Below are 11,778 nucleotides of genomic sequence, written 5' to 3'. Positions count from 1 at the left end.
GATGTTAATGGAGATTTTCCAAACATCGTGCTTTTCAACTTTTTAGCAATTACTTATTGCTCTTTATTTATTTTCCTCATAACTAAATTGCCATTCAATACCGAATTTATCAGTAAGGGAGCCATAACATTTACTCCAAAACGTTTCTTGTAGCTCCATTTTAACCTTGCCACCCTCTTTAAGACCGTCAAAAGCTTTTCGCATCTGTGTCTCATCGTCTGAAACAACGGCTAATGTAACATTGTTTCCAGTCGTAAATGGACTCCCCGGGAATGTATCTGAGAACATTACTGTACTACCAAAAATCGAAAGTCGCGTATGCATCACAAGATCTTTTGCTTCCTCTGGTAATGGATAATTTGGATTTTGAGGTGAATCTCCAAATGTCATAATTTCAGGCTTGTTTGCATTAAAAACTTTCTCATAAAAAGATACAGCCTCTCGACAATTTCCATTAAAAATTAAATAGACTTCTACTGCCATTTCCAACACTCCCTTTGTCATTTTTTGAAACAATTCTATTTTACATGGATAGCAAATAGTAATACAAATTTTAGATAAAACCAATCAACAATCTTACTTTCCTACAAATATTCTAAGATTTTTGCTAAGACTTTCTTTTGAAACATTACGCTTGTCCAGCTATAACAAAAAATAGTATATCTTTATATTTCGGTTAATTCCTGTTTTTTCCTGCTATTTTTTTATTTATTTAGATAAAAGCTTTGACATTTACTCGAAAATAATGTAAATTACCAAATGACGAACAATTTAAATTAAAATTTAAAAAATATTCGTATTTTAGGAGTGTTTATCATGGATAACGTATTTGACTATGAAGATATTCAGCTAATTCCCGCAAAATGTATAGTAGAAAGTCGCTCAGAATGTGATACTTCTGTTACTTTAGGTGGTCATACATTCAAACTTCCTGTTGTACCAGCAAACATGCAAACAATTATCGACGAAAGTCTTGCTGTGAAGCTTGCTGAAAACGGTTACTTTTATATTATGCACCGTTTTAACCCTGAGACACGTATCAATTTCATTAAAGATATGCAAGATCGTGGATTAATCGCATCTATTAGTGTTGGTGTAAAAAATGAGGAATATCCTTTTATTGAAGAATTAGCAGCTGCTAATTTAGTGCCCGAATTTATTACAATCGATATTGCACATGGCCATTCAAATGCTGTCATTCGTATGATTCAACATATTAAAAAACATCTACCAAATAGCTTTGTTATTGCCGGTAATGTGGGTACACCTGAAGCGGTACGTGAACTTGAAAACGCTGGTGCAGATGCAACAAAAGTTGGTATTGGACCAGGTAAAGTATGTATTACGAAAATCAAAACTGGTTTTGGTACAGGTGGTTGGCAACTTGCCGCACTACGCTGGTGTGCAAAAGCCGCAACGAAGCCTATTATTGCTGATGGCGGTATTCGTACACATGGTGATATTGCAAAATCGGTTCGCTTTGGTGCTTCAATGGTGATGATTGGATCATTATTTGCAGGCCATGAAGAGTCACCTGGCGAAACAATCGAAATCGACGGTAAAACTGTGAAGGAATACTTTGGATCTGCTTCTGAATTCCAAAAAGGCGAACGTAAAAATGTTGAAGGTAAAAAGATGTTTGTTGAACATAAAGGTAGCATTAAAGATACGTTAATTGAAATGCAACAAGACCTTCAATCATCTATTTCCTATGCAGGCGGCAATAAGCTTGATGCCATTCGAAATGTAGATTATGTAATTGTGAAAAACTCTATTTTTAATGGAGATAAAGTATATTAAAAACTAGAAGAACCCAAACAAGAATGGAATAAATTCTTGTTTGGGTTTTTGTTCGTTCCGTTTCTCCTGGTAAATACTGAGCCATTTTCGCTTACCATTTTCCGTACTTGCAAAAGAAAAAATGCTACCCATTAAGAGTAGCATTTCCCTTTAAATTATAGCTTGTTAATAACAGCGTGGATCGTTTCTTTTAATTCTTCATCATAATCAGAAAGGTCTACAAAGTTTGCTACACGCTCACGTAATACTGGACGTTCAATTACAAGCTTTTCATCAAGTACTTGTACTAGTAACTCGATAATAAGACGATCACGTACGTTTAATGCTTCTTCTAAACGCTCTGGTGTAATTTTTCCTGCTTTTACTGCTTTAGCCATTTTTAAAACCCCTTTTAAATTTTATATTCATGCACATCTATTTTAGCATACAGCTAATTTATTTTGAAAACTTTCTTTCATGAAAATATACCAAAACTTTACAAATACACACTATTATATTTACGATGAAATGTTATATTTATGTAAAACAATTTATAAGTTTGGAGGAATTCGATGAGCCATAAGGACTCGACTTTTTTACAATTGACAAAGGCTCTACCTAAGATTTTACAATCATTTCTAAATATTTGCCTTGTGCTTCTAGCGCTCATTTTATCCTTCTTACTTAGCAAAGAGCTCATCCATTTTTTTAAAATTTCCATTTTCAACAACGAGGATGGCGACTATAAGCTTTTTCTTGCTAATATTCTTATTTTCTTTTTGTATTTTGAATTTATTACTATGATTATTAAATATTTTAAAGAGAATTATCATTTTCCACTAAGGTACTTTATTTATATAGGGATTACAGCCATGATTCGATTAATTATCGTGGAACATGATCATCCCATAAACACCTTCATTTATTCACTTATTATTTTAATATTAATTGTAAGCTATTTTATTATTAATATTACGCCGTTGGAACGGCCTGTACGCTCATCACTCTTTATAAAAAAAGAACCATAACTTTATTTTCCTAAAATGCTGTAATGCAAGTTGGTTTATCAAGGACAAAGAAGAAATGATGCAATGACTGTACGTACTGTCCATCACTAATCTTCACCTTGCTGAGCATCAATAATTCTTGTACTGTTACAACTCCTATGATAAGAGAAGAAAGCTCTGCGATATCGATCACCATTTCTACATCATAGTTAGTACTATTAGAAATTTTTATATTACCATCAATAGCCTCGATATCAATTTGCTGATTATTTTCAGCCAATAACGAATCGTTCACAGTTAACTTAAATGTCAATGTTTGACCATTAAAATTATGTGTTGTAAGCTCCTCAAAAAAACCGCGAACATTAATAATGCGATACATTAAACCAACACCAGAAACAGCACTTGCATGATAGACACTTGGGATTAAATGATTTGTTCCATTACGTATATCTCCTAAAAAGAAGTGAATATTTTCTTCCTGTGTGTTCCATTCAATACGGTTCACTTGATCCATCTGACTATTTAAAAATGTACTGAACTCTAATAGAGCCTCAGGTGTCTCATAGATCCATTCTTTAATGACTAGATTATTAAGTAAAAAATTCGTTCACTTTGCTTATTAAAGGAAAATACCTTATAACCTTGTATTGAATCTACCTTTTCAACAGCGATAATATAGTTTTGAGGGTTATTAAAAATTGATGCTAGCTCTGATTCTGTTTTTAAAAACATACCATGCTTTCTTAATGCAACTCTTCTATAGCAATCGGCTAATTTATGCTGATCCTAAGCTGTTAAAAAAGTAAGATGTTTTTTGGTTGCCCCTTTCGGAAAGCTTGATGGTTCCACTGAATATTGATGCATTTTCGGTCCGTATCCAAAGCCCATTTTTTTATAAAAGTCAGGTCTAAACGGATATAACGCAACAAAATGAACATTTTCCTCTAAAAAAACTTTAAAAAAATGATCGATTAATTCTTTGGCGACCTTTTCTTTTTTACGGAGTAAATCAACTGCAACTAGGCCTACTCCCCCGATTGGAATCATTTTAGAGAAGAGATTCATTTCAAAATCATGGAGTCGCATGCCACCAATTAGTTTGTTATCTTCCCATAGCCCATAATAATGAATAGCTGCGTCATTGTTTTGATTGTGCATAAAAAGCGCTTTTAACTGCTCTTTTGTTGGTTGTAAACTACCCATCCTTCCTGGATAAGCACCCACGACAATATCAACAAAATGTATAAAATCCTCTTCCTTCAATAATTTTTCAACGACTTTCATATACATCCCCCTCCTACACTAAATTATTTTAAGGCACGATCTTTTCATAATTTTTTTCACATGAATTCCAACCCTCGATAATAACATATATTACCACATACAAATAAGACTCGGTGTGCTCCTTATTTACAGAAAGGAAGCATGGGGCGGAACATTTCGTGCTTGTTGTTTTTGCATACAATGTTTTATAGCTGCACCCTTATTCAGCTTCTCAAGCAAGTTGGTAGTAGCTAAAATACATTACTATCGTTAGCTCGTTGATTAGGGCATCAGAAAGTGCCGGAAATACGATGTGTTGCGCACACATATGACTTAACTAAAAAGGAATGGACTGAATTATTGAAGGGAGACGGAAAGAGTGACTCTGATTGATGCATATATTCATGAAGTAACTAAAAGGATAAGCAAGGATAAGCGTGATAAAACCCGTCTAGAACTAAAATCTACTATTGAAGATATGTTATCTGAAGATTACTCAGAATCAGCTATAAAGGAAGTTCTTAAAAAACTCGGTAATCCTGTAGAAGTTGCAGCAAGCTATCAAAAAACGCCACGATTTATAATTGGTCCAGAAGTGTTTGACACTTATATTAGGACAATAAAATTAGTTATTCCTTGGGCAATTTTACTTACAATTATTGTACAGATGATAGAAAGTATTGTGCTCTATAACGGAGAAGGTGCACTCCTGACTGCTATTATTAAAACTATTTCTATCACTATCTCTCATATTATTTCAGTAATCATCTACGTACTGTTCTGGATTACAGTTGCTTTCATTGTCATCGAACGATCTGAAGGAAAAAACGTTCGAATGCCCCTTATAAAAAAAGAATGGACACCGGATAATTTAGCAAAAGTTAAAATAATCCCTAAAGAAAAAACGATTTCACTTAATGATAATATTTTAAGCTTCTTAGGCATTGCTATTTTCTCCTTTGCCTATTTCAATGCTAATCACCTGTTAGGAATTTATACTTCTCACAATAAAGGCGGGTTGAAATTTGTTATGCCTATATTCAATCAGGATGTCTTACTGTCCTTCGCTCCAATCGTTTTATGTTGTATCATTTTAAGTGTAGCTTTAACATTATGGAAATTGAAAGCTGGTCAATGGACCATGTTAATCGCCGTAACTAATGCACTTCTTCAATGTACAGGAGTCATTGTTTTTATCCTGATGGCTATTCACCCTGATCTTATTCACAGTCCAGCCGTACCTTATATTGCTGCAATTACGGGAACGACCTCTGCTAAGATTTTGTTTGCGATAGACCGAATATTATTCGTAAGCATTGCTATTGCCATCATTGCAAATGCATTTGATATTTATAATGGCTTTAAAAAAGCTAGAATTTGAAAAGAACAATACGTTTCGAGAGCTGACTCTTTCTTGTTAGCTCTTTACTTATTCATAATCTACATTCTCCTTAAAATACCGTTATTCTCCAATATTTTGTATAATAATAACGTTCATACATTCATAAAGAATCTGCACTACTTCAAACAAAATAAGGGACATAATGATGACCATTCTTCTTGTAGGTGGCAATCAGGTCAATCTAGAAAAAGTATGAAAATATGCAGGTTAGGATAACTGTGTTTCTCTAACATCTGCCTATGAGCTTTTTAATTATTTATAGTTAGATGCACCAAATCCTACAGAAATTCAGTAGATTTGATTTTCTTAGATATATGATGCCTGAAATCGACGATATTGAAGCTTGTAAACGTATTAAGCTAAATGAACGATATTATTATTGTCACTGCTCTAGGGATAAAAACAAGCTCGCGCGGTATCGGAGGAGTAGCTTATATGACAAAGCCGATTAACATCTTTTCCGACAAATACTTAACAAAATCTACTCATTTAAAGTTAATAAGTCCCCTATTTTTTTCATATACATTTTATATTGAACTACTTTAAATTAAGGAGAGAATAATTGTGGACATTTACGTAAGACCAGGGGATTCTCTTTGGCGTTTCAGTGAAGTGTTTAAAATACCTCTTCAACTAATTAAAGATTCGAACCGAAATATTAATGTTCAATTTTTAACGGTTGGACAGCGCATTCGAATTCCAGGGTTTGTTACAGTCAATTATCAAGTAAAACAAGGAGATAGTTTTTGGCAAATAGCCCAAAGTAGAAATCTGCCATTAGGAGCCATCTTGCTTGTCAACCCCGGTCTTAATCCAAATCAATTACACATTGGACAGACAATCCGCATCCCCCAACGAATTACATGGAGGCTCGTCAATGGGAAACAAAATTATACTTACACGATTATGATGAATGATATTAAAAAGCTTGTCGATGCTTATCCATTTCTACAAAGCTCTACTATTGGACATTCTGTTTTACAACATGAAATCCCAGAGCTTCTCATCGGGAACGGAACAAAGCGTGTCCATTATAACGGCTCCTTTCATGCGAACGAATGGATTACGACTTCGATTATTTTAACTTTTATTAACGACTATCTACTCTCTCTCACCAATCAAAGTACAATTCGAGGTTTATCTCCATTACCACTTTACCAGCAAACAATCCTATCTATAGTTCCGATGGTCAATCCCGATGGTGTTGATTTAGTATTACAAGGGCCACCTAATGACGAAGTATTAAGAAATAAGCTTCTTACGATGAATAACGATAGCACCGATTTCTCAGGTTGGAAGGCTAATATAAATGGTGTCGATTTGAACGATCAGTTTCCTGCAGAATGGGAACTCGAACGTGCGCGAAATCCAAAAATACCTGGGCCAAGAGATTTTGGCGGACAACGACCTTTGTCCGAGCCTGAGGCTATTGCTATGGCTGACTTAACAAAGAAACGCGATTTTGCTAGAGTTCTTGCGTTTCATACACAAGGCAGAGTGATTTATTGGGGTTTTAAAAATCTCGAACCACCAGAGTCAGAAATACTTGTTAATGAGTTTAGCCGCGTCAGTGGCTACGAGCCTATTCATTCAGCTGGCAGTTATGCAGGCTATAAAGATTGGTTTATTCAGGATTGGCGTAGACCTGGCTTTACAGTTGAATTAGGTAGTGGTACAAATCCACTTCCGCTTAGTCAATTCGACGACATCTATGAAGAAACATTAGGTATATTCCTTGCAGCATTGTATATGTAATAAAAAGAGCCAAGAATTTGTGAAAACAATTTGTAAAGTCGAAGTAACCATCAAAATTCAATGCTAAATAAATATCCCCAATCCCCTTTTACTTCTAAAGTGAAAGGGGATTTTTTAACCTCTGATTGATTGCTTCTTGATAGGTCATCACCAAAAATCGTGGATGACTTTTGTTAAAACGTCTACTATGTAAAAAAGTTGATTGGAGTGGAGGCTGGGCGACTCCTTGGGGATTAGCGTCACAGATGAGACCCTGGAGCGAGCATCGCGAGTGAAGCGGCTCATCGGACGCCCCCAGGAAAGCGCCCAGCCAGAACGGAAATCAACTACACGTTTTGATGATGATACTTCTCAGTAGAAATTTGGACGTATTTGGAAAAATTACTTTGACAGGTAGAGTAATGTTTGCTAATATTACTCTAACAGATAGAGCAATAAAAATTAAGTAGGTGACTTATGGTTCGAAGTGACATCATCCGCGGACACTTGGATTCCATTATTTTAAGGTTAATTTTAGAGAAAGACCGTTATGGTTATGAAATTTCTCAGGAAATAAGTATCCGCACAAATAATCGATTTCAAATTAAAGAAGCAACTTTATACGCAGTTTTTCAACGTCTTGAGAAAAAGGAAATTATTGAAGCCTATTATGGTGATGTTTCACACGGAGGCAAAAGAAAGTATTACCGTATTACTCCGTTAGGTAAAGCTTATTTAAATGAGCTAGTAAAAGAGTGGTCGGAAGTAAAAGAAATTATCGACTTATTTATGGAGGGCTTAGAATGAAAAAGATAAAAAATCATATTGATGAGCTTTTTAAAGACATTCCTCGTAATAAAGAAACAGAAATGGTGAAACAAGAAATTATTCAAAACCTTGAAGAAAAAGTATTTTATTTAATGGATCAAGGGAAAGAACAAGAGGATGCCATCAACAAAGCCATCGTGGAGTTTGGGGATATCGAGGATTTAAAAAAGGAATTAGGTGTTAAGGAGCCCGAAAAGAAAAACATGTCTAAATTAAATTTAGAATTCTCTATATGGGGTAGTGGCTTAATTATTGCATTTTTTATTTTTATTAATCTTTACTATACACCCAATATAATTTGGGCAATCTATCCAATATTTGCAATATTATGGTGGCCATTAACTATGTACTTTGTTTGGTCACGTAAGAAATGGAGGGAATAAAACATGAAGAACTTTATTAGCTTTTCGATTGTTGGTAGTTTGATGACAATGATTTTTTTAGGAATCGTCAATTATACGACTTCACCTCAGACGATATGGTTTATGTACCCGTGCTTTCTAGTTTTACTATGGCCTATAACTTTATTTTTCATGTCTAAAAGAATGTATAAACAATATTCTCTTGTTTGTAGCGCCATGATCATTGCTTTTCTAATCATTGAAAATTATTTATACTCACCAGATTATATATGGTTCATATATGCGGTTTATCCAATTATCTGGTGGCCTATTCTAATGTATTTAGAGGAAAAAGCAAAAACATTAAAAATTGCACTAATAGGCTGTGCAAGTACCATTATTTATTACTCCTTATTAAATATTATTTTATCGCATCCATACCCTTGGGCAATCTTTCCATCATTTTTAGTCATTTGGTGGCCTTTAGCTTTATACCACGCACAAAGAAAAACGTTTGTAGCCTTCTCTGTTACCGCTACAATTCTTATCAGTATCTTTTTTATTACAGTAAATATTGTCTCTTCACCAGGCGTAATATGGGCAATTTATCCAATCTTTATCGTTCTATGGTGGCCCCTTAGCATGTACTTTTATGTTTATAAAAGGAAAATATACAATTCGACAACTCTTCCAAAAAGAGTCTAAAAATTCCGATTATATTTCATGTTCACAGGGGGAATAGATGAAAAAGATAATGAAATTTATAAAATACACTGTAATAATTACCATCGTATTATTCATAACAGCGCTTTTATTCCCTACATGGACCTCCCATATTAAAGGTCATAACAGTGTAAGTGCATTAGAGCAAGTAAAGATAAATGGCAGTAATCATGAAGTTATGATACGTGGCAAAGATAAGGGTAATCCCGTTATTATTTTTGTCCATGGAGGACCTGGATGTTCAGAAATACCATATGCCAGTAAGTATCAAAACTTATTGGAAAACAATTTTACGGTCGTGAATTACGACCAAAGAGCAAGCGGAAAATCATATCATTTTTTTGAGGATTATTCTAATCTTTCATCAGACTTACTTGTAGATGATTTATTGGCTTTGACGGATTATATAGCAGATCGTCTTGGCAAAGAAAAAGTAATATTAATTGGCCATTCTTATGGTACGTATATTGCAACGCAAGCTGCCTCTAAAGCTCCAGAAAAATTTACAGCCTATGTTGGAATTGGACAGATGAGTGATACAGTAGAAAGCGAGATTGACGGTTTGAATTACGTTATTCAGCAAGCTGAACACGATGGTAATACAGAGGATGTTCTATATTTACAAGGGTTAACGAAACAAGTTGAAAATGGTGAGATGTATACACCACGAAAGTATATCGCAAAATATGGTGGAGCTTCCAGACTTATTGATATCCCTGATGGAAATATCATAAATATGTTATTCAGTAGTGAGTATAACTTATTAGATGTGATTCGTTACAACTATGGGCTATCCTATTCTCAAAAAACTCTGTTAGAGGAATCAATGAAAAACCCTATATCTACTAAAGTAAAAAAACTTGCATTACCATGCTATTTTGTTATGGGTAACTATGATTATCAAACTTCATCTAATGCAGCAAAAAACTACTTTGATATGATGGAAGCCGATAAAAAAGAATTTATTGCCTTTGAACAATCAGCTCATTATCCGCAATTTGAAGAGAAGGAAAAATTTCACGAGTGGATGGTCGATACGTTTATAAAATAAATGCACTTGTATTAATTTCATAATCAACAGCACTCGAAGTTATCGATATAGTCATTAGCAACGATTGCTGTAGCTCACATTATTTATTTACTATATAATTTAGTTATTAAATATTTTAACGGGCTGTGATACTATGTCAAAAAAAGAACAATTGCACAATGTGGAAACGATTATGAGAGAAATGCTTGAAATACAACAGAAATCAAAAAAGTTTGTAAATCTCTTATCCGAGGGAGAAACATTGTCGCAAAACCAACTGATCCTCCTACTTCAACTAAAGAGTAATAATGGTATGAAGGCAACTGAAATTGCTGAGTTCTTTAGTGTGACACCAGGAGCCGTTACATCGATGTGCGATAAACTTGAGAAATTAGAACTTGTAGAACGGATTAGAGAACAAGAAGATCGTCGTGTTGTAAAAATGGCGTTAACTAATAGCGGTGAATTAAAGGTTCAAGATTTATTTTTAAAATTTCCACAGGAAAAGCTGATAGACATGGCAAACATATTGCGTGAAGTTAATCAGTTAATGAATAAAATTTTTTAGGATTTCATGATATTGAAATCCTTTTTTTATTGCCTAAAAAATCCATAAAAAGTCGTAACACTTTTTTGTTCTTGACAAAACAAAGCAACATATAATTTAATTAATATATATTTTAATAATTAAAATATATATTAATTAAATTAAAATGAGGTGGTTATCCTTGATTCAAAAACTACGTACAGTAACCCTTACTAACGGCTCTATTAAAGACTTAGTAGCAGACTGTGAGCAATTAAATATCCGTGGATCTGTTGCTTTACATCAGGAAATACGCGTAAAAAAAATCTCCACTCATGGTCATAGTTCTTTTCATTCCCTCGTTGAAGCACAGATTTTAAATAATACGGGATCATGCTCTATAAAAGATTTTTGTGAAATTAATGAGATTAAAAGTGCGGGGATCTTAAATATGTGCAATGGGCGAGTAACAAAATTGAATAGTTCTGGGAAGTTGGGCATTGAACAAAACTTACAAGTAGAACAGTTTCATGCAGTCGGTTTTGTTAAAGCAAATGAAATAGAGGCTAAACATTTTCACTTAAAAATGTCTGGTGGAAATAAAATTGGAAAGCTTATTGCAGATGTAATACATGTAGAAAAAGATACGTTATCTATTTCTTTTCTAAAGAAAAAGTTGAATTGTACATGTATTAAAGGTGAACAAATACATCTGTCCTATACAGATGCAGAAATTGTTGACGGAGATATTGTAGCAATAGGCGATAATTGTCATATACAAACACTTTATTATACAAAAAGCTATTCGATTGCTAAAAACGCCAAGGTGCAACAAATTATACGGAGGGAAAACGAATGACATTCATAAAAATCATTCAAGGCTTTTTTTGCTCATTAGCCCTTCTCGTACTATCTATCCTCTATGCAGGGCTGGTCTTCAGTGCATTACTATCAATAGTAGCCGGCATTTTACGAACATTCGGCTTGGAACAAATACAAATGAGCATTTGGTATGGTGTAGAGCTTCCAATCGTTTTCAGCATTCCGCTAGCACTCTTGGTTTCTTTGTTGCTATTCTTTTGTTCAATGTATATCAAACGCTCTATCCAATTTTGTTATTCCAAGCTTAAATTTTAAAATTA

Annotated in this window: 15 protein-coding genes; 11 read left to right on the top strand and 4 right to left on the bottom strand. The window is 34.0% G+C overall.

Translation table 11 applies throughout. The features are described from left to right. Positions 1 to 63: 63 nt before the first annotated feature. Positions 64 to 483, bottom strand: a complete 420-nt coding sequence (locus ACIQ7N_RS07170; RefSeq protein ID WP_402931157.1) for a VOC family protein — start codon at positions 481 to 483, stop codon at positions 64 to 66. Positions 484 to 816: 333 nt separating this feature from the next. Here ACIQ7N_RS07170 and guaC point away from each other — a divergent pair, with 333 nt between their 5' ends. After that, positions 817 to 1,800: a GMP reductase gene (gene guaC / locus ACIQ7N_RS07165; RefSeq protein ID WP_402931155.1), complete on the top strand. Its 984-nt coding sequence runs from the start codon at positions 817 to 819 to the stop codon at positions 1,798 to 1,800. A 155-nt stretch (positions 1,801 to 1,955) separates the two neighbouring features. Here the strand turns inward: guaC and ACIQ7N_RS07160 are convergent, their stop codons facing one another. After that, positions 1,956 to 2,177, bottom strand: coding sequence for a phosphate-starvation-inducible protein PsiE (locus ACIQ7N_RS07160; RefSeq protein ID WP_402931153.1), 222 nt, complete (start codon positions 2,175 to 2,177; stop codon positions 1,956 to 1,958). 174 nt (positions 2,178 to 2,351) lie between these two features. Here ACIQ7N_RS07160 and psiE point away from each other — a divergent pair, with 174 nt between their 5' ends. After that, a complete protein-coding gene (gene psiE / locus ACIQ7N_RS07155) occupies positions 2,352 to 2,807 on the top strand; it encodes a phosphate-starvation-inducible protein PsiE (RefSeq protein ID WP_402931151.1) in 456 nt (151 codons plus the stop codon). A 10-nt stretch (positions 2,808 to 2,817) separates the two neighbouring features. Here the strand turns inward: psiE and ACIQ7N_RS07150 are convergent, their stop codons facing one another. Then, on the bottom strand, positions 2,818 to 3,357 hold the full coding sequence (locus ACIQ7N_RS07150; protein ID WP_402931253.1) for a sterol carrier protein domain-containing protein: 540 nt from the start codon (positions 3,355 to 3,357) through the stop codon (positions 2,818 to 2,820). A gap of 218 nt (positions 3,358 to 3,575) precedes the next feature. After that, the gene (locus ACIQ7N_RS07145; RefSeq protein ID WP_402931149.1) at positions 3,576 to 4,073 is read right to left on the bottom strand and encodes a GNAT family N-acetyltransferase; all 498 of its coding nucleotides are present in this window, start codon (positions 4,071 to 4,073) and stop codon (positions 3,576 to 3,578) included. A 358-nt stretch (positions 4,074 to 4,431) separates the two neighbouring features. Here ACIQ7N_RS07145 and ACIQ7N_RS07140 point away from each other — a divergent pair, with 358 nt between their 5' ends. The 9 genes from ACIQ7N_RS07140 (at position 4,432) to ACIQ7N_RS07100 (ending at position 11,773) form a co-directional block, all read left to right on the top strand. Next, positions 4,432 to 5,433, top strand: a complete 1,002-nt coding sequence (locus tag ACIQ7N_RS07140) for an HAAS signaling domain-containing protein (RefSeq protein WP_402931148.1) — start codon at positions 4,432 to 4,434, stop codon at positions 5,431 to 5,433. A 585-nt stretch (positions 5,434 to 6,018) separates the two neighbouring features. Then, positions 6,019 to 7,209, top strand: a complete 1,191-nt coding sequence (locus tag ACIQ7N_RS07135; RefSeq protein WP_402931146.1) for a M14 family metallopeptidase — start codon at positions 6,019 to 6,021, stop codon at positions 7,207 to 7,209. A gap of 456 nt (positions 7,210 to 7,665) precedes the next feature. Further along, entirely contained in the window at positions 7,666 to 7,995 is a 330-nt protein-coding gene (locus ACIQ7N_RS07130; RefSeq protein WP_053482886.1) for a PadR family transcriptional regulator, read from the top strand. After that, entirely contained in the window at positions 7,992 to 8,399 is a 408-nt protein-coding gene (locus tag ACIQ7N_RS07125; protein WP_248717532.1) for a permease prefix domain 1-containing protein, read from the top strand. The genes ACIQ7N_RS07130 and ACIQ7N_RS07125 overlap by 4 nt, the downstream gene beginning before the upstream one ends. A 3-nt stretch (positions 8,400 to 8,402) precedes the next feature. Beyond that, on the top strand, positions 8,403 to 9,062 hold the full coding sequence (locus ACIQ7N_RS07120) for a hypothetical protein (RefSeq protein WP_402931144.1): 660 nt from the start codon (positions 8,403 to 8,405) through the stop codon (positions 9,060 to 9,062). Between the two features lie 37 nt (positions 9,063 to 9,099). Next, complete coding sequence (locus ACIQ7N_RS07115) at positions 9,100 to 10,131, top strand: alpha/beta fold hydrolase (protein WP_402931142.1); 1,032 nt, start codon at positions 9,100 to 9,102, stop codon at positions 10,129 to 10,131. A gap of 133 nt (positions 10,132 to 10,264) precedes the next feature. Then, entirely contained in the window at positions 10,265 to 10,678 is a 414-nt protein-coding gene (locus tag ACIQ7N_RS07110; RefSeq protein ID WP_248717535.1) for a MarR family winged helix-turn-helix transcriptional regulator, read from the top strand. Positions 10,679 to 10,838: 160 nt separating this feature from the next. Continuing rightward, positions 10,839 to 11,495, top strand: coding sequence for a hypothetical protein (locus ACIQ7N_RS07105; RefSeq protein WP_402931140.1), 657 nt, complete (start codon positions 10,839 to 10,841; stop codon positions 11,493 to 11,495). Then, the gene (locus ACIQ7N_RS07100; RefSeq protein ID WP_248717537.1) at positions 11,492 to 11,773 is read left to right on the top strand and encodes a hypothetical protein; all 282 of its coding nucleotides are present in this window, start codon (positions 11,492 to 11,494) and stop codon (positions 11,771 to 11,773) included. The genes ACIQ7N_RS07105 and ACIQ7N_RS07100 overlap by 4 nt, the downstream gene beginning before the upstream one ends. The last annotated feature ends 5 nt before the right edge of the window (positions 11,774 to 11,778 follow it).

The sequence above is a fragment of the Lysinibacillus sp. NPDC095746 genome, assembly GCF_044763535.1.
Lineage (GTDB): Bacteria > Bacillota > Bacilli > Bacillales_A > Planococcaceae > Lysinibacillus.
The sequence above is the reverse complement of the archived record's forward strand: the minus strand, read 5'-3'. Positions and strand labels throughout refer to the sequence as shown.